Genomic DNA, 18,288 nt, shown 5'->3' with positions numbered 1-18,288 from the left:
CCGGCAATCGTGTCACAGCGCCAACTCAGCGTTCCCGCAGGGCGGATTCAATTCCCCCAACGCGATCCGCGAGGAGCCCCACTGCGCCGACAGCACGGGCCATGGGATCGTCCTCCGCACCGCCCAGCGCTTGGGCTCGCCGGAAGCCTGCCTTCACTTCCTCCCAGCGTTGTTGCTGCTCAGGGGCGAGTCGGCCGCGGAGTTCTGCCAGCTTCAGCAGATTCGATTCCGCACCGGAGGTGAGAGTTTGCGCCTCGCCGAGGTAATGGTCGTCGATGACCGCTTCAAGCTCCTCATCATTCATCACCGGCGCGATTCGTTCCGCGAGGCGGCCCATGTTCCGGTACGACCCCTGCAACTGGAATGGCGGCTCGGTCCGGTTCGCGTCGGCTGTCGCCGCGGACGCGATGTAGGCCTGGTTGACGGCAAGCACAATCTCTTGGACCCGGATCATCTTGCTCATCACCGCGAGCACCTCATCGAGTTCCGCGGCTGAATACGGGTGCGACAATTGATCGGGGCGGACTGTGCTATCCCCACCTGCGAGGCGTACGAGGAGGTCAATGTCCGATCTGTCCCGGGCGGCCAGCGGAGCGAGCACTGAGTTTGAGGTCAGCGCGTTCTCTATGTAGCTGAGGGCGAAAAGATGCTCTCGCCCAGAGAGCACGTCACCCAGGTTCCAGACGTCCGCACGGTTCGCCAGCATGTCGGGCACCCGAAAGCGCTTGCCCTGCTCGGTGTACGGGTTACCGGCCATGCACACCGCGAACCGTTTCCCACGCATGTCGTACGTGCGCGTCCGCCCGTTCCAGACGCCTTCCATTCGCCGTTGCGCGTCACAAAGGGAGATGAACTTCTGCAGCAGTTCCGGTGAAGTGTGCTGGATGTCGTCGAGATAGAGCAAGACGTTATTGCCCATTTCCAAAGCAAAGTTGATTTTCTCAACTTCCTGACGTGCAGTCGCATTGGGCGCTTCAGCCGGGTCGACGGAGGTGACGTAGTGCCCTAGCGCGGGACCGTTCACCTTGACGAAAACAACGCCGAGGCGATTCGCTACGTACTCCATCAGGGTCGTCTTACCGTAGCCCGGAGGGGAGATCAGCAGAAGCAGCCCTGACTGGTCGGTCCGGCGACTGTCGCCAGTGGCTCCCAGCTGCTTTGCGAGGTTGTCACCAATCAGCGGTAGGTACGCGTCGTCGAGCAGTCTGTTGCGCACAAACCCGCTCATCACCGTAGGCGTGTACTCGTCGAGGCGCAGCTTTTTCCGTTCCGTCCCGACGAGGGCGTTCCGCTGCTGCTGGAAGGCGCGGAACCCCGGTACCCGGACCGCGCGATAGTGACGCGTATGTGACAGCAGATCATCGAGCCGGAACGCGAACTTGCGGTCGTGGATGCGCGGATGCGATCCGAGCATCGGCTCAGCCACGCCGGTGAGAGATGCGGAGGACTCATACCGGTCGACAGCGCTACCACACACTTCTATCGCGATAGCCTCAGCGAGATCAGCAACCATCTCGCCAGCGTCCTCAGTCGCCAGATACGCCGACAGCCACGCGCGCACAAGCTGATATCGGGCAGTCACGTCATCGGCAAGCGAACGCAGATCCTCATCGAAGTCCAGGCGAGACTTGGCGACCGAACCACCGAGAGCCCGATGAAACCGGTCAACCAGGGTGCGCGCACCAGAACTCGTCACAAAGCGTGGCGCACCCGTTGCGAGCTCTTCGAACAGGTATTCACCAACAAGTTCGAGGTCTGCATCAGCCACGGGGATCCGGCGCTCCTCGACGAAAGCAGCCACCGCGCCGTTCAGTTCCCTCGCCAGCGCGTCGACCGCGTCCGGGCGACGGAACGATGAGCGAGCTCGCGCCAGGGACGCGGCGCGGGTAGTCCACGCGGCGCGGCGGTCGGGGCGTGCATCAAACGCCCAGAAAAGCTGTGCAGCTGATCTCGCTCCGGGAGGGAACCGCAGGAGCCCGGCACCGGCGTGCAGGCGCAGCAACTCGCTGAGAATTGCGGTGGCGTCGTGGTCGTGTACACCACGCTCGTAGCCTTCGTTATATCGAGATTCCGCTGCCCTGCGCACGTAGGCGGCGAGTTCACCCTCCGCCACGAGCGCTTCATGGAGTTCGTCGAGTTTGCCCTCGCGCTCCGCGTCAGCCAGCAACGAGGTCGCAAGGAACTCCGCGCGGTAGACGTCGCTGGTTTCCGAGACGAGCAGCTGATTCCAGTAGGGAGCAGTGGCGGCGAACTCGGGGTCAGCCACAAGAGACCGGTAGTCCGTGCCCGTAATAGCGAAGGACATCCGAGTCTCGCCGTCCACCGAGTGTGGAACGAGGGTCAGGTCGATTGCCTGCGTGTTGACCGCGAACCGGTGCTTCCCGAGCCTGATGGTTTCGCCACTGTCGCCATACAGATCCTGCCGGTCACGAAGGGCACGGCCAGCTTCCTGGCGCGCTGCTTTGATTCGGCCATCAATTTCCTCAGCACGGACCGAATCGCCGATACCGCGTAACTCGTCGGCGAGGCTGCGCAGCTTCGCCACCATCGGGTCAGACGCAAAATACGTGTTGACCTCGTCGACAGTGTCCATGCCAGCGACGCGGCGGCTGACCGACGCGAGGATGCGCTGCGCCGAGTCCACCAGCCGGTCCGCGCGGCGTGAGCGCTCGTCCAGAAGCGCCTGTTTCCGCGAGGAGAAAGCCTCATAGACGTCTTCGCGTTTACTGCTGAGCTCGTCGAGGAAGTCGTCGAACTCGCTGAAACGCGACTCGAGATTTTCGAGCTGCAGCAGGAGGCGGCCGAGCTGTTCATCACACGCGTCGGGTGTTTCAGCTACTGCGAGCGCCCCGGTGATTGCTTGCCCGAGCAGTCCAAACTCGGCAGCGAATTCCGCACGGCCTTCGCGCGTCAGCAGATCCTTGCGTCGCGATTCAACGGTCGCACGCGCCCGATTCACTCCACCGAGTACTTCACCGATGCGCTCCAAAATGTGGGTGCGAACCACTGCGTCCCCGATATCCAGGGAGGAAACAATCTGGGTCACTACCTGCAATCCGTCGGCTTGCTCAGAGAGCCGCTCCGTCACAGGCTTGGCTTCCGCGACAGTTTCGATGCGGTCCGCATCGTCGATCAGCTGCTCAATGTCTCGGTGGAAACTCTCAAACGCGTCCTCGCCGCTCAGGAACTCCACAGCCCGCCGGCCTGAGCCGTCGAGAGCTTCAGAGAGCTGCTCATCGAGTGAGTCCAGTCGCTTCTCATCGACGTAACGCAGGTCCCGCAATGTGACGATGTGACCCTGTTGTTTCCGCAGATCCGCGAGGAGCGATACCCAGCCATCTGCCGAGCGCGGTGCACTGCCCCTGCTCATCCGGATCAGTGATCCGATTTCGGCTTCCGATTCGTCGACAGCCTTCGATGCCTGCACTGTCAGCGCGGAGACCTTCTCGAATTCGTCTATCACCCGTTCAGCAGTGGACTGGAGGTCCGACAGCGGCTCAAGGAGATCCCCAGCGCTCTCATCACCCAGCCAGTGGTAGCTATCTGCAGTGCGCCGGCATGCGGCAATCATCGCTTCGAAAACAGCTGTCGCAGGCGCCATCTCGTCCACCATGCGCGCAACGGACAGGCAATCCGAAATACCGCGCACAAGGTCCGCATTGCCGATGCGTTCAAGCGGTCCGGAACCCGCGGGCTGAGCCGCCGCGTACACATCGGATTCATACGGCGTCTGCCAGACCTGCATGGGATGCACACGGGTTGGCTCGTCTGAGTCGGCACGGAACACGACGGCTGTGCCGTCGTCGAACAACGAATAGCCGTGGCACGGGACCGGATTCGCGACTTCCTTGCGGATCACGTTGTACGGCAGCAGGAGGGTCCGCCCCTCGCGCCGAGCGTGGAAAGCGTACAAGACGTCCTCACCGTTACTCGAGCGAACGACGCGCTCAAACTCGAGGTCAGCGGTGTCAGTATCGAACGTTCGCGCAAGGCCGGTCTCGAGATAATAACCGCCCGGAAAGATCAGGCCCTGGTCCTCCGGGAGCCGTCTGCAAGACTGCCCAATGCCGTCAAGCCTGGCGATATCGTGCGTCCGTGTGTTGAAAACCAGATAGCGCCAGTCTTTTTCATTGTATGGCCGGATCTTCAAGATGATGAGTGGCCCGACTTTTGCGAAATGCACGTCCGCGTCGGCAAGGCTCTGCAGCGGCTCGTCAACTGGCTCCTCGTAAATTCCTTCGCCCGTTGCCGTGTTGTCTTCGACCTTGATAGTGAGGTTGCCGCGCACGGTCTCGACGAAGACCTCACCGAGAATGGAAATGTGTGGGTGGCGGCCAAGCACATGATCGTCCCGGGTTGTCTCAACCCACTCGAAATCATGCTGGGCTGGAAAAACGTGGTCACGCTCGCCACGGTTATCGATATAGGTGACTGACCCGTCGGTGCTGATGCGCCACCGCAGTACCTTGACGTCCTCAGTCCGCACCCCGGTCTGAAAAACAGCGAGCAACTTGCCTTCGACCCTGCGTAGCTGCAGCAGGCGTGTCTCTCGGTAGTAGCGGTACAGTTCGGCGAAGTGACGCTGAAAGGTGCTGTCACTCAGCAGCCCTGGCATCTCACCTGAAGCGTCCTCGAAGCGGAACGTGTCGCCTTCACGGACGAACCGATGTAGCGAGAACACGTCCTCCACTGTGGTTTCTGGCTTCAGACCGATGAAGACGTTATAGCCGAAGAGCATCAGCCCGCCCTCGTCGCTCCCCGCCGGCAGCGCGACAATGTCGCGCGGAACGCAGTTGTGCTCCGTTCGGATGCGTTCCGTCCCGATCAGGCGGAGTTCAGAACCGCCAAACGCCTCGACTCGCTGCGCATTGAGCGACTCCGCTCGGCGCGCGAGTTCTGCAGCATGCTGGGCGAGGCGGCTACGGAGCACTTCGTAGGTGCCGCCATCGAGGTCCGCCTCGCCGGTGGATGATGCAGTGGCCGTCATGGGTTGACTTGCGTCACCGGGGTGTCGGCAAGACCGAGCTTGCGCGCGTTGCCGAGTAGTTGACGCAGCTTGTCAGACTGCGGGCTCCCCTCATTGATCAACTTCAGCAGCAGAGCCGAGACGGTGAGATTCTTGACGTCCTCCGTGCCCGCAGCTGCCAGCGCACGCGAAATGTCTTCGGAGAAGCTCTGGGAGCCGTCGAACCAGCCCTGACCGAGTGTTTGCGCAACCTCGGAGTTGTTCACGAAACCGTCGACTCCCTTACCAAGCGCGATCGAACCGATGAGCCGGTCGAAGAACACACTTTCGCCACCGACGATATTGATGTCCGCTTCCTTGAGCCCCGCAGAGAGAACGGCTGCCTGATGCTCGGCGACCTGACGGTGAACGTCGATGCCCGCGAGGCGGATGTCCTTCTCCATCTCGAGGCGCAGCCGGTACTCTTCGTGATCCCGGGTAGCGTCGTCGAGCTTCGCCATGGCGTCAGCCTTCTCGGTGAGTCCCTCAGACTCCGCTTTGAGCTTCTCACGAATGGCGTCAGCACCGGCAAGCGCTTTCTCACGCTCGACCTGCGCCTCGGCGCGACCAACCTTTTCGATCGCTTCGGCGTTGCGCTCCCGGACCTGTACGTCAGCGAGACCCGATGCGGCTACCTCGGCCTGCTGCCCCTCCGCGAGCCGGATCTTCGCACGCGCATCAAGTTCCGCGGCCTGCTGTGCTGCTTCGGCGAGTGTGAGCCGTTCTTTGGCCTTGTGCTTAGCTGCCGTCTCGGCGGCCTCGGCGGCCTTGATGTCTTTGACGAGGTTCTCCTGCGCCTCACCCTCGGCCCGAATCACCACAGCCTGGCGGTCCCGCTCAGCGGCCTCGACCGCGCGCAAGCGATTGATACTCTCTTCCTGCTCAGCGACGGTCTTGTCGACCGCAATGCGCTCGCGGGTTGCTTCCGACACCGAGCGGCGCTCAGTCTCCACTTCGCGATCCTTCGCGATCCGCTGCAGTTCGGTCTCACGCTCGCGGTTGATGACCTCGAGCAGGCGATCCTTCTCGATCCGCTCCGTTTCAACCGCGATCACACGTTCACGGTTCTTCTCTGCAACGGCGATTTCGCGCTGCTGGTTCTGGGCCTGCACACCAATCTGCTCTTCAGTGCGCAACCGTGCACTCTCCGACTTGAGGCGCTCTTCTGCCTGCACGCGCTGAGTTTCCGCGGTCTCGCGTGCCTGTGCGGTATCTACCTCGCGGCGCTGTTTGGCTTCCGCATCAGCCTGTTGCCGCTCGAGTTCAAGGATTGCCTCACGCGCCTCGACGTTCTGCCGGGTAATTTCCTTCTCTTCGTTGCGCCGGTAGTCGTTGGTGCGGACGTTCTCTATTGCTGTCAGCTCGGTGATCTTGCGAATACCCTGCGCGTCGAGGATGTTCTTCGCATCGAGCTGTGACATGGGTGTCTGCTCGAGGTAGTCGATCGCTGCGTCCTCGAGGCTGTACCCGTTGAGATCAGTTCCGATGACGCGGACGATCTGATCACGGAATTCATCGCGTTTGGTGTAAAGGTCCTCGAAATCGAGGTGCTTACCGACAGTCTTGAGCGCCTCAGAGAATTTGGCGTTGAACAAGACTTGCAGCGTCGTCTGATCGCTTGCCCGCTCAGTGCCGATCGCTTGCGCGACCTTGATGACGTCCTCAATTGTCTTGTTGACACGCACGAAGAACGTGATGCGGATGTCTGCGCGGATGTTGTCGCGGCAAATCAACCCGTCATGACCGGTTCGTTCGATGTCGATCGTCTTAACCGAGATGTCCATTGTCTCGGCTTTGTGCAATATCGGCAGCACAACTGTGCCGGTGAAGGTGACGTCCACCTTCTTCAGCTTCGAGACGATCAGAGCGCTGCCCTGATGAACCTTCTTGTACAGCCTCGTAACCATGAACAGGACCGCCAAAGCGGTCAGCAGGATAGCGGCAAACACTATCCCGAAGCTGGTGGCGATCGTATCCACGGTGTTCCCTTCCTCAAGCCTGTCCAGGTGTGAAGTTGTCGAGAGCGGGATCCACCGGCGCCACCCAGAAGAACTCGCCGTCAGCGTCGTAGTCGTAAATCAAAGCAGAAGTCCCCGCCTTGAGCGGGGTTTCCGCAGCATGCTCAGCCGTCTGCCGAACCTGCACGAGAGCGGACGAACCATCGGGCGATGTGACTTCGGCCTGCCCGAAGTCCGGCCCCACCGAACTGGTCCGGATGATGCAGATCTTGCCGACGAAATCCGAACGGGACTGTGCCGGAACGTGCCGGAAGACCCGCTTGAGCGGGGAAATGAAAAGCTTTGTGGTGATCGCACCGATCGCCACGGCCGCAATAAGCACACCGATGAGCGCCGCGGCGGCAGCGGCGCCCGCCAGGTTCACGCCTCCCAGCATTACCGAACCGATGATGCTGACCAGCCAGGCGAATGCGACGAACAGAGAGAGCGCGACCGTCAGAGGAACCCCACCGAGGTCCAGCCCTTTCATCCAGCCAGAGGGCTCTGCTTCCGCGGCCTCCGTGTCCCCCTCGAAGACGTCGAGGCCCAGACCGCCTACCAGAACTAGAAGCCAGTAGCCGATCACAACCACGAAAGCGAACGTAAAGAGCACCGCGGGAAAGCTCAGCGCAGCATCAAGAAGGTTGCTCACCGTCGTCTTGCCCCCTCCAGCATCATGCGCGCACGCTCAACTTCTCCCCCGATCTTGGATCGTTCCATACTCGCAGAAGGCTCACAACTGGAACGGAAAACAGCTGGGCGGTGCGGCTTGACACCACAACAGGTATAGATGAGGGGGTGAGTAGCACAGCTAAATCCGGTATCGATCTGGCCCACCGTGATGTCGCAACGCGGCCGCAAGATGACCTGTTCGAGCATGTCAATGGGAAATGGCTGGCAGAACACGAGATCCCGGCCGACCGGGCGCTCGATGGCGCCTTCCGCAAGATCTTCGACGAAGCAGAAGAGAACGTACGCACCATCATCGAAGAAGCGTCCGCGTCTCGCGCCGATTCTGGTTCGGATGCGCAGCTGATCGGCGACCTCTACGCCAGCTTCATGGACACCGACCGGGTCAACGCACTGGGGCTCACGCCATTGCAGGATGAACTCGCCGCCGTCGCCGCGGCCGCTGATCCCGAGGAACTCGGCCGGCTTATGGGAGAGATGCAGCGGGCAGGCACCGGCGGGCCGATCAGCTACTACATCTACACCGACGCGAAGAAGAGCGATCGATACCTCGTGCATCTGTCGCAGTCCGGCATTGGCTTGCCGGACGAATCGTATTACCGGGACGAGCGGCATGCCGATGTGCGAGACAAGTACATCGCGCATATCGAGCGCATGTTCGCACTGTGTGACGCGGACCAGAATGCGGCCGACGTGTTCGGACTCGAGCGACAGCTCGCCGGTGGTCACTGGGACGTGGTGAAACGCCGCGACGCTGAGCTGAGCTATAACCTGCTTACTCTGGACGAGCTGCGTGAACTCGCACCCTCGTTTCCCTGGCAGGCCTGGATCGCCGGGCTGCATGCCACCGACACGCAGTTCGCCGAAGTCGTGGTGCGGCAGCCTGACTTCCTCCGAACTCTCGGTGAACTCTGGTCCGCGGTGCCGCTCGCGACCTGGAAGTCGTGGATGATGTGGCGGATCATCAACACTCGGGCCCCGTACCTGACTGACGAGATCGTCGAAACGAACTTTGACTTCCATGGCCGCACACTGAGCGGCGCGGAAGTTCTCCGAGATCGCTGGAAGCGCGGGGTTTCCCTGGTTGAGCACCTGCTCGGCGAGGCAGTGGGCAAGCTGTACGTCGACCGGCATTTCCCGCCGGCCGCGAAGTCCCGGATGGAGCAGCTCGTCGACAACCTCATCGAGGCCTACCGGCAGAGCATTTCCACACTCGAATGGATGAGCCCAGAGACCCGGAAAGCCGCGCTGGGCAAGCTCGAGAAGTTCACTCCAAAGATCGGCTATCCAGATGAGTGGAAAGACTACTCCAGCATCGTGATCGAGCGTGCCGATCTTTATGGGAATGTTCGTCGCGGTAGCGCCGCCGAACACGACCGAGAATTCGAAAAGCTAGGCGGGCCCGTTGACCGTGGCGAGTGGTTCATGACGCCACAGACAGTGAATGCGTACTACAACCCTGGGATGAACGAAATCGTCTTTCCCGCAGCGATCCTTCAGCCGCCATTCTTCGACCCCGACGCTGACGACGCTGCGAATTACGGTGGAATCGGCGCGGTGATCGGCCACGAGATCGGGCACGGTTTCGACGACCAGGGCTCGAAGTACGACGGTGACGGCAACTTGGTCAACTGGTGGACCGACCAGGATCGCGAGGAGTTCGGAAAACGGACCGCGAAGCTCATCGCGCAGTACAGCGAATTCGAACCCAAGGCACTGCCCGGAAAAAAGGTCAACGGCGACTTCACGATCGGCGAAAACATCGGCGACCTCGGTGGGCTGGCAATCGCGCTCAGAGCGTACAAGATCGCAACCAATGGGTCCGATGCCCCGACCCTGGATGGCCTCAGCGGACTGCAGCGCGTGTTCTTCGGCTGGGCGCAGGTCTGGCGCGCGAAGGTACGTAACGAGGAAGCTGAGCGCCGACTCGCAACTGACCCCCATTCCCCACCGGAATTCCGGTGCAACGGCGTCTTGCGAAACATCGAAGACTTTTACGAAGCATTCGACGTCACGGAAGCTGATGGACTCTTCCTGGAAGAATCCGAGCGGGTAAAGATCTGGTAGGCCCTTGCACTACGCTTGCTGCGTACATGGCCCCGGCCGACTACGGCCATAACACCGGCACCCGGAGTGACAATGTTTGGACTACTCACCGCGCCGATTCGCGTGGTCGAATCGGTGACACGTGCAGCCCGGGAAACCGCGTCCAGCGCGGTGTCGGATTTTGGGAATCGTGCATCCGAAACCGCCAGTGCCGTCGATGTTCGCGGACAGCTTTCCGTCCTGCAACACATCATCCAGAGCGGGATGCTCGACCCCAACGGTCCACTCGACCGGATGCTGCAGCGCGGCGGCCTGCTCGAGCGACTCGCGCACGAAGACGGTGTGCTCGAGCGGATCATCGAGCACGACGGCCCTCTCGACCGTCTGCTTGAGCGGGAAGGTCTTCTGTCGAAGATGACTGAGCGTGACACTCTTGAGCGCCTTATCGCCTTGACAGACACGCTCGACAGACTGGGACCGGCCCTCGACCGCATCGGCCCCGCACTCGATGCGCTCAACACCCGGATCGCGACGCTCCAGGAGCTTGTCGCGCCAGGCGGCGCTGTTGGTGATTTCGTCGCGCGGTTCCCGCTGCGCCGCCGCAAGTCTTCAGGGTCCGCTTCCTCCCCGGAAGCAGGCCCCGAAGAGGCGTGACTGGCCCGGCTAGAGCATCCAGTCTCCGAGGCCGTCCCAGCCGTTCAGTCGTCCCCCGATGGTGTTGCGGACAATCACCGGGTCACCTTTACGCGTGTTCTCGTAGAACCAGCGGGCATCATCTGTCGACACATTCAGGCAGCCAGCGCTGACGTTGCGAACCCCCTGGTGCTGGAGTGACCACGGCGCGGCGTGCACGAAGATGCCGCTATTCGACATTCGAGTGGCGTACTCGACATCGATGCGGTATCCGTCCGGCGAATCAACTGGCACACCGTACGTGGACGAGTCCATCACCATGTGGCGATGCCGCTCACCGATGATGTAGGTGCCATTCGGAGTGGGGGTACGGTCCTTCCCAAAGGAGACCGGCATGGTCCTGACGACCTGACCATTCCGCGTGACAGTAATGGTTTTCGTGACGTCGTCGGCAACGCTGATCGTGGCGTCACCTGTTCTGAAATTCGAGCGCGACGGCCCCGCGACCACGCTTACCTGAGCGTGTGCCGGCCAGAATTCGTGCGGGCGCCACCTGACTTGAGAGTTGGAGAACCAAATGAAACGGCCGCTGACGGGCGGGGCCGACGTCACGCTGATCGCCCGCTCCGCTGCGGCCCGGTCACTGATCGGCGCAGGAAAATTGATGATGACCGGCTGGGCAACGCCCACCAATTCGCCAGCGGCTGGATTGATCCCCGCCGATGTGAACGGTGCGGGAGCGACCGGTCCGGGAACGTGCGGCGCACCTGGAGTCTGCGGTGCAGGTGGTGGCAGAAGTCCTGGCGGTAGCGCCACATCTGGGGCAGGGCCCGGGAGTCCGAGTTCGGTCCACCAGTCGGCGAACCCATTTCCACCTGGGTTGGCGTGCGCAACCGCGGCCGTTCCCCCAGATATCCCGACCGCTAGCGCCACGCCCAGCCCAAGGGCCGCAATTCTGCGCATCAGTTTCACCGGACTCCCCTTTCCCACAAACACCGTGAGGCTATTTAACCCCACGGTGAATCCGGCGAATACGGCAGCCTGGGCGCTTAGCTAGGCGATTTGACCGCAGTGCCCCGCAGTCGGGGCGGCAGTTCGAAGAGCCAGGTAAGGCGCAGTGCTATCAGCGCCTTGTGGACGTACAGCGCGAGGACCACTGTGCCGATCACGACGAGCAGCGGGGCGATGACCTGGACGGCGGGGAGGTTGGAGACGACGGTGATCTTGACCAGCGCGTAGACCAGGATTGAAATCATGATGTCCAGCATCAGATAGACCGGCAGGGTGTTTCTGCCGATCGTGTTCAGGACACCGCCGAACCAGGTGCCGACAAGCCTCGAGGCGACGAGGACTCCTGCGATCAGGCCCGCGGTCGAGATCATCACCTGCAGTCCAGGAACGTCGATCGGCGTCGCCCCGCCGAGAATGTAGTAAACGCCAGCGTAGAGGGCGGCTGCACCGGCGATCCAGAGCACCGTGTTGCGGTTACTCATCTTGATGATGATTGTGCGAGCGTGCAGGCCGAGCAGGAAGTACACAAAGTATTCAGCGAGGTTGTTCCATGACCAGCTGACCACTGGGAAGTACTGCGAGTACACATTCAGCGCGAGCGCAAGGCCTAGTTGAACTGTGATGGGCAGTTTCAGGATCAGCTTTGCGGTCACCGCAAAGACGGCCAGACCGTAAATGAACCACAGTGCGCTATTCGGGAGGTATAAGCCATTGATGACGTTCGAGAATGTCGCATAGCCGCCGTGACGCACCTCAGCTGGAAGTACGTTGTGCACGGCAAAGAAGATGACCAGCCAAAGCGCATACAGATAGAAGAGATGGGCGACGCGGCTGCGAAGCATCTTCGGCCAGGTCATCGAGACCATACCCTGCGCGAACAATCCTGAGGCCACGAAGAACAGCGGCATACGGATCGGCTGGAGCGCACCGTTGACTGTTCGCCAGAAATCAGGCGCGAGATCCTTCGTGACGAGCATGTTGACCGCGTGCAGCAGGACGACCATGACGATGGTCATGCCCTTCGCGATGTCGACCCACTCGACTCGCGGCTTAGCTGCCTTCTTCACGGGCTCGGCCGGGACTGGCTCCGCCTTGACAGGCCCCGCCTTCGCGGGAGCAGGCTGGACGGGCGGCCGCCCGACTACGGCCGGGGACATCGGCCGACGGGAGACCGAGTGCGTCAACTCCGGTTCAGGCGCCGCGACTGGTTCTGCCAGTGCGGTACCCCTCTGCGGTGACGCCAGCATTCCATCATCTCCCTGGGTGAGCTGCTTGTGGCCGGGCGAGTTGCGCCTGTGCGGTCCGGCCAGCCAAAATCGAGAATTAGCGGCGCTCCGACCTGAGGAAAGACTAAGATCCCAGGCCGCTCAAAGGAAGACGAGTGAAACCAATCTCACAAAAGCGACGTTGCTGAACTGTTATCTACTCGTTGCTCAAGTGACACGAGTGCATCCTCGAGGTAGGTGAGGATGCGCTGCAGGTGCGGCACCGACTTGCGGCAACCGACCACGCCGAAGTCTAGGTTGCCAGCATTGCTGGTCAGAGTGATGTTCAGGGCCAGGCCGTCCATCGCGATCGACAGTGGGTAGATGCCGTCGAGGCGAGCGCCGTCCCAGTGCAACGGCACCCGGGGTCCTGGAACATTCGAGATGACCACGTTGAACGGCGGAGGCGCGTGCGTTACATAGCCGGGAAGTGGCGCGAACGCCAGCGGGGCCACCATGAATGCACCTACTGCCATTGCCTGCAATGGACTCAATCCGGTAAGCATTCGCTTTGCCTGCCGCATCGAATTTGTAATGCATTCGAGACGGTCGATCGGATCATCAAGATGGGTGCCCAGGTTCGCCAGGACACTCGTCACGGCGTTCCCGCCGGAATCTTCTTCCACAAGACTATGCAGCGAAACGGGGACCATGGCGATGAGCGGGTCTTCGGGCAGCGCATTCTGACTGAGAAGATAGTCACGCAATGCGCTTCCGCACATTGCCAGAACGACGTCGTTGAGAGTGCAATCTGCCGCTTTGCCGACAGCTTTGATCCGGTCGATCGGCCACGACTGTGCGGCGAATCGGCGTGCACCGCCGATCGGTACGTTAAGCATTGTCCGGGGCGCACGCAGCGGCAGAACCATGTCTCGCTCGCGCACAGCCTGCCAGCCGATCCGTGCTGCGGCGGGCACTCCGCCAGCCACATCGCCAACAAGGTCGGCCCCTGATTTCGCCAGGCCCAGTGGGTTGAACATCGACTTTTTACTCAGAATGGACTTCCGTGGCCGCTGCGCAAAGGGCGATGGCGCTCCGGTGGCATCCGGATCTTCCAGGAGCACTGACTGCAGCGTTTTCAGGGCGGACACACCGTCAATGAGCGCGTGATGCACCTTCGTGTAAACCGCGAACCGACCGTCCTCGAGCCCTTCCACGACGTGGGTCTCCCAGAGCGGGCGATGCCGATCGAGCAGCTGACTGTGCCAGCGCGATGTCATGGCGAAGAGCTCCCGCATCCGGCCCGGCTGCGGCAGCGCGGAAAGCTGGACGTGATAGTCGAGGTCGATATCGCTATCAGTTGCCCAGAAGAGATTACGGGGAGTGTTGAACGGAGTGCCGGGCCGCCTCCGGAATTTCTCCGCCACTTCCGGCGTGTCGAGTAGCTGCTGATAGCGATCACGGACAAACTCTGGCCCAGCACCCTCCGGCGGCGAAAAGAGCTCGAGTCCACCAACGTGCATTGGATGTTCACGGCTCTCAATAGCGAGGAACATGAAATCTTGCGGCAGCATCAGAGCCATACGTTCGCCATCCCCCCGGGGCGCAACAGACGATCATTCGTCCTAGTGGAAACTTTAATGAAACAAGTGTGTAACAAAGTGGCGTGTTTCACGATTTTTCGTTGTACATTACTTCGACCTGAACCCGTACAAAGACGAACGGAGGCGAGCGACGATGTCTAACACCATGCGACACAACCGCCCCCTCCGTCTCGTGGGAAACACTGCTACAGCGCAAGCGTTTCCACAGCACACCACGGTGGTGCGCGAGAATTACGTCGGCGCAAGCCTACAGGCGACAGCACTCGCGGCATCGCTGCGACTCACAGTCCGCCCCCTGCTTTCCGTGTGGGCGAAATGGCCTCATTTACCGTGGCCCACCGGTCTCGTTGATCTGGCAGGTTCCGCGCTTCCTCCGGTACCGGGCACGCGCTACCGGCCGGTCCAGCTGCCGCAGTGCAAAGCCGAATGGATCCGCGCGGAAGATGTCACAACCCACCGCGTCGTCCTCTACCTCCATGGCGGCGCCTTCGTGACGTGCGGACTGCGCACACACCGCCGCATGGTTTCCCTGATCTCCGCATCGGCGCAGTCACCCGTACTCAGCGTTGACTACCGGATGCTGCCAAGGCACACGATCAATCACGCGATCGAGGACGGCGTATCCGCCTACCGTTGGCTATTGCGCCGCGGCTACCGCCCAGATCAGATCGTCATCGGCGGCGACTCCGCAGGCGGCTATCTCACATTCATGGTCACGCTGGCTCTGCGCTCGCAGGGCCTTCCAGTCCCAGCAGGCCTCGTGGCACTCTCCCCGCTCACGAACTTGAATCCAGCGTCCAAGCTCGCGCACGAGAACGCCAACAAATGCGCTCTTTTCGCCGCTGACGTCCTCAATGTGTTCACGGAGTACGCTGATCGCGTTGAGCAGCGCCTCCTTATCGATGGCACACCCGGGCCCCGAGTATGCCCCGTCGAGAGTGACCTGTCGGGTATGCCCCCCACCCTGCTGCAAGTCGGTTCGACGGAGATGCTTTTCTCCGATTCCGAAATGATGGCCGATCGCCTGTCGCATTTCGGTGTGCCATGCCACCTGCAGGTGTGGGAGCGGCAGGTGCACGTTTTCCAGGCCGCTGCTGGCCTGGTGCCCGAGTCATCCCGCGCCATCCGAGAGATCGGACGGTTTGTCCGCGACGCGGTACCGGTTCAGTCCCTCAACCGGTCTCGGTCTCGGCTCGGCTGAACTCGTTTCGGTTCGCCAGGCATTTTCGGATAGTTCGGCGGATACGGCAGTTCCCCCTCGCCCTGCTCCTCGTCACGGGCAAACCAGTCAAGCAGTGTTTGTATCGAGTACGACGTCTTGTGGAGGTCCGCATGCGGATCACCGCGCTCACTGAGCAGGGCGGGAACAGTGGCGATCGTGAAGTCGTCCGCGTCGGCATCGTCGAGTTCGTCCCACGTCAGTGGAGCTGAAACAGTCGCGATCGGGGTTTTACGCGCCGCGTTCGCTGACGCGACTGTCCGGTCCCGAGCGTTCTGGTTGTAATCGAGGAATATCCGTTTCCCGCGTTCTTCCTTCCACCACGCCGCTGTGGCTAGGTCCTCGCTCCGGCGCACAACCTCGCGCGCCAGCGCGATACCTGCCCGGCGCACTTCGATGAAGTCCCATTTGGGTTCGATCGGAATGGTCACGTGGAGCCCACGTCCGCCCGAGGTTTTGACGAAACCCTCGTACCCAAGTTCATTGAGTACCGGCAGCAGCGCGTCGCGCGCGACGACTCGGGCTTCCGCGAAGCCAGTACCCGGCTGAGGATCGAGATCGACCCGAAGCTCATCAGGACGGTCGGTGTCTCTACACACGACCGGCCAAGGATGGAACGTCACGGTACCGAGATTGGCCGCCCACACGACATCAGCGGCACTCTTGACGCGTAAGGCCTCGGCCGTCCGGCCGGACGGAAAAGTCACCGTGCACGATTCGACATGGTGCGGCCGTCGCGCCGGGACCCGCTTCTGATAGATCTCTTCCCCCTCGACGCCGTCCGGAAAACGCTGGAGGTTCGTGGGCCTGTCAAGCAGGACCGTAAGAATCGCGCCGCGCTCCGCTACCGTGCGGTAGTAGTCGACGAGGTGGCGTTTCGTCCCGCCCTTCGATCCGAGCGCCGGATAGTAGATCTTGTCCGGATTCGACAACCGGACTTCGATACCGTCAATATCGAGCAGTTCAGCCGTCACCGGGCGCTCCCTTCGAGGACGTCAGCCAAGTCATAGCGAACCGGCACCTCCAACTGGTCATAGGTGCACGATCGGGGATCCCGGTCTGGCCGCCATCGCAAGAACCGCACCGCATGCCGGAATCTATCGCCCTCCATCTGGTCGTACGCAACTTCAGCCACTCGCTCAGGCCGCACCGGGACGAAGCCCGCGTCAGCGGACGCACGCCAGCGTGAAGCCTCACCTTCCGCGCGGTCCGCCGAGCGGATCACGTCAAGATCCTCTTGAATTTTGATTCGCTTGGCATTGGTGAAAGCAGACATTCCGCCGACCATCTTGAGCTCGTCTCCGTCGTACAGGCCAAGGAGGACCGACCCGACGCCCGGCTGGCTTTTGTGCGGCCGATACCCGATCACGACCGCCTCTGCCGTACGGGAATGCTTGACCTTAACCAACTCCCGCTTGTTAGGCAGGTACCGCGACGCCAGCCGCTTCGCGATCACGCCGTCGAGACCGGCGCCTTCGAATGTCTCAAACCAGTGCTGCGCGACCGCGGCGTCATTAGTTGCCCTGGTCACGTGGCACCTAGCCTGACCGATCTCGGCTGCGGCCAGTTCGGTCAGCATCCCCCGCCGTTCGCCGAAAGGGGCGTCAAGCAGCGAGCGATCGTGATGCGCGAGAAGGTCGAAACTCACGAACAAGGCCGGTGTCTCAACGGAAAGCTGCCGCACCCGGCGTTCAGCGGGATGAATGCGCGCCGAAAGGGCTTCCCAGTCCAGTCGCGCGCCCCCTTCGGCGCTCTGCGGCACGACGATTTCGCCGTCGACGACGCACCGGCCTGGCAGCTCGTCACGAACAGCAGCCACGACCTCGGGAAAGTAACGGGAGAGGTCCTTCCCGCCACGAGAGCCGATTACTACGTCGTCTCCGTCCCGGAACACGATCGCACGGAAACCGTCCCATTTGGGCTCATACAGCCAGGTGGGTTCGGCCGCGGCATCGTCCGCCTGTTCAGGGACGGCACCGGCGGCCTTGGCCAGCATCGGCGCGATAGGAGGCATGACCGGAAGATCCACATTGCCAATCCTTGCATCAGATGCGTGGCCACGTCAGCGAGTTACTTCTTGTCCTTGAGGGAGTGCAGCGCCGACTCGGCCTCCAGCAGCTTCTGTTTCAGCTCTTCAACGCGCCGTGCCGCCGCGTCGCGCGCCGCGTCGAGAGCGGTTTGCGCGGTTCTTAAAGCGGCGGGGTGCCCCAGTGCCTCGACAGCACGCAAGACCGCGTCCGGCGTCACAGACGCGGGTTTGAGCTGCTGCCCACTGGGGCGTTCCACCTCGACCGTCCACGAGCCAGTCTCGTCCGCGCGCAGAGTAATCGCGCATGCGGCGGATTTTGGCGCAGACTTACGCCGGGGGGCAGCCGATGCTCGCGATGCTCGCGATTCCGTGGGCGCCGCCTCCACTGCTTCTTGCTTAACTGGGGCTGACTTCCCGGGCGCTGCTTGCGCCTGAGTTTTCTGCGCACGCTTGCGCGGTGCCTGCGACTTCGCCGGTTTCGGGGGTTCAGGTGGGGCCGCTTTCGTCCGTCGCAACTCTTCGGCTTCGAACGGAATTTCATCGTCCACGCCGCGAGGGCGCACGATCACTGTGTTGCCGTCTATCGAGACGACGCGGGCTGACGCACCCGCTTCGAGACCCAGCCCCGGCAATGGCTCGCGCAGGTAGACCGTGGCACGTTTGCCTTCCTTCAGCGCTTCGGAGAGCTCAACGAGCTGATCATCGGTGAGGTGCCGTGTCGCTTTCGCGGCTTTTCGTGTCGTTGCCATACCCCACATTGTGAATGCGAAATTCAAAACTCACGTCGCCAGGTTCGGAATTGTCACATCCAGGCGCTAATCTGCTATCGAGCGCGGGATGCTCAGTCCA

General features: G+C 61.8%; 12 protein-coding genes. 3 read left to right on the top strand and 9 right to left on the bottom strand.

Annotation, left to right across the window (positions count from 1 at the left end):
- Positions 1 to 25: 25 nt before the first annotated feature.
- From FHU29_RS19580 to FHU29_RS19570, 3 genes are read right to left on the bottom strand one after another with little or no spacing between them, the layout of a single operon-like run.
- On the bottom strand, positions 26 to 4,987 hold the full coding sequence (locus tag FHU29_RS19580; protein WP_064438444.1) for a DNA repair ATPase: 4,962 nt from the start codon (positions 4,985 to 4,987) through the stop codon (positions 26 to 28).
- Positions 4,984 to 6,984 (bottom strand): flotillin family protein, encoded by a 2,001-nt coding sequence (locus FHU29_RS19575; RefSeq protein ID WP_064438445.1) that lies wholly within the window; start codon positions 6,982 to 6,984, stop codon positions 4,984 to 4,986. The genes FHU29_RS19580 and FHU29_RS19575 overlap by 4 nt, the downstream gene beginning before the upstream one ends.
- 13 nt (positions 6,985 to 6,997) lie before the next feature.
- A complete protein-coding gene (locus FHU29_RS19570) occupies positions 6,998 to 7,654 on the bottom strand; it encodes a hypothetical protein (RefSeq protein WP_064438446.1) in 657 nt (218 codons plus the stop codon).
- Between the two features lie 146 nt (positions 7,655 to 7,800).
- On the opposite strand from FHU29_RS19570, the gene FHU29_RS19565 reads away from it, so the two are divergent.
- The gene (locus tag FHU29_RS19565; protein ID WP_064438688.1) at positions 7,801 to 9,759 is read left to right on the top strand and encodes a M13 family metallopeptidase; all 1,959 of its coding nucleotides are present in this window, start codon (positions 7,801 to 7,803) and stop codon (positions 9,757 to 9,759) included.
- Positions 9,760 to 9,831: 72 nt separating this feature from the next.
- Positions 9,832 to 10,392 (top strand): hypothetical protein, encoded by a 561-nt coding sequence (locus tag FHU29_RS19560; protein ID WP_064438447.1) that lies wholly within the window; start codon positions 9,832 to 9,834, stop codon positions 10,390 to 10,392.
- A 9-nt stretch (positions 10,393 to 10,401) separates the two neighbouring features.
- Here FHU29_RS19560 and FHU29_RS19555 read toward each other — a convergent pair whose 3' ends face one another.
- The 3 genes from FHU29_RS19555 to FHU29_RS19545 all read right to left on the bottom strand — a co-directional run bounded on the left by FHU29_RS19555 (position 10,402) and on the right by FHU29_RS19545 (position 14,170).
- A complete protein-coding gene (locus FHU29_RS19555) occupies positions 10,402 to 11,334 on the bottom strand; it encodes a L,D-transpeptidase (RefSeq protein WP_074390702.1) in 933 nt (310 codons plus the stop codon).
- 86 nt (positions 11,335 to 11,420) lie between these two features.
- Positions 11,421 to 12,629 (bottom strand): acyltransferase family protein, encoded by a 1,209-nt coding sequence (locus FHU29_RS19550; RefSeq protein WP_064438449.1) that lies wholly within the window; start codon positions 12,627 to 12,629, stop codon positions 11,421 to 11,423.
- 146 nt (positions 12,630 to 12,775) lie between these two features.
- Entirely contained in the window at positions 12,776 to 14,170 is a 1,395-nt protein-coding gene (locus FHU29_RS19545) for a WS/DGAT/MGAT family O-acyltransferase (protein ID WP_064438450.1), read from the bottom strand.
- Positions 14,171 to 14,324: 154 nt separating this feature from the next.
- On the opposite strand from FHU29_RS19545, the gene FHU29_RS19540 reads away from it, so the two are divergent.
- On the top strand, positions 14,325 to 15,392 hold the full coding sequence (locus FHU29_RS19540) for an alpha/beta hydrolase (RefSeq protein ID WP_064438451.1): 1,068 nt from the start codon (positions 14,325 to 14,327) through the stop codon (positions 15,390 to 15,392).
- Here FHU29_RS19540 and FHU29_RS19535 read toward each other — a convergent pair.
- The 3 genes from FHU29_RS19535 to FHU29_RS19525 are packed head-to-tail and all read right to left on the bottom strand — an operon-like array spanning position 15,356 to position 18,188.
- On the bottom strand, positions 15,356 to 16,384 hold the full coding sequence (locus tag FHU29_RS19535) for a DNA polymerase domain-containing protein (RefSeq protein WP_064438452.1): 1,029 nt from the start codon (positions 16,382 to 16,384) through the stop codon (positions 15,356 to 15,358). The two genes, FHU29_RS19540 and FHU29_RS19535, sit on opposite strands and share 37 nt — an antisense overlap.
- Positions 16,381 to 17,439, bottom strand: a complete 1,059-nt coding sequence (locus FHU29_RS19530; protein ID WP_064438453.1) for an ATP-dependent DNA ligase — start codon at positions 17,437 to 17,439, stop codon at positions 16,381 to 16,383. The genes FHU29_RS19535 and FHU29_RS19530 overlap by 4 nt, the downstream gene beginning before the upstream one ends.
- Positions 17,440 to 17,480: 41 nt before the next feature.
- Positions 17,481 to 18,188 carry a KOW domain-containing RNA-binding protein gene (locus FHU29_RS19525; RefSeq protein ID WP_064438454.1) on the bottom strand — a complete coding sequence of 236 codons (708 nt, stop codon included), beginning with the start codon at positions 18,186 to 18,188 and terminating at the stop codon, positions 17,481 to 17,483.
- Positions 18,189 to 18,288: the final 100 nt, after the last annotated feature.

The sequence above is a fragment of the Hoyosella altamirensis genome, from assembly GCF_014191505.1.
Classification (GTDB): Bacteria; Actinomycetota; Actinomycetes; order Mycobacteriales; family Mycobacteriaceae; genus Hoyosella; species Hoyosella altamirensis.
The sequence above is the reverse complement of the archived record's forward strand: the minus strand, read 5'-3'. Positions and strand labels throughout refer to the sequence as shown.

What these genes read in the sequence shown, in the direction of transcription:
- FHU29_RS19580 (WP_064438444.1), bottom strand. Translation starts at nt 4,987, where the DNA reads ATGACGGCCACTGCATCATCCACCGGCGAGGCGGACCTCGATGGCGGC.
- FHU29_RS19560 (WP_064438447.1), top strand. Translation starts at nt 9,832, where the DNA reads ATGTTTGGACTACTCACCGCGCCGATTCGCGTGGTCGAATCGGTGACA.
- FHU29_RS19555 (WP_074390702.1), bottom strand. Translation starts at nt 11,334, where the DNA reads ATGCGCAGAATTGCGGCCCTTGGGCTGGGCGTGGCGCTAGCGGTCGGG.
- FHU29_RS19550 (WP_064438449.1), bottom strand. Translation starts at nt 12,629, where the DNA reads ATGCTGGCGTCACCGCAGAGGGGTACCGCACTGGCAGAACCAGTCGCG.
- FHU29_RS19545 (WP_064438450.1), bottom strand. Translation starts at nt 14,170, where the DNA reads ATGGCTCTGATGCTGCCGCAAGATTTCATGTTCCTCGCTATTGAGAGC.
- FHU29_RS19540 (WP_064438451.1), top strand. Translation starts at nt 14,325, where the DNA reads ATGTCTAACACCATGCGACACAACCGCCCCCTCCGTCTCGTGGGAAAC.
- FHU29_RS19525 (WP_064438454.1), bottom strand. Translation starts at nt 18,188, where the DNA reads ATGGCAACGACACGAAAAGCCGCGAAAGCGACACGGCACCTCACCGAT.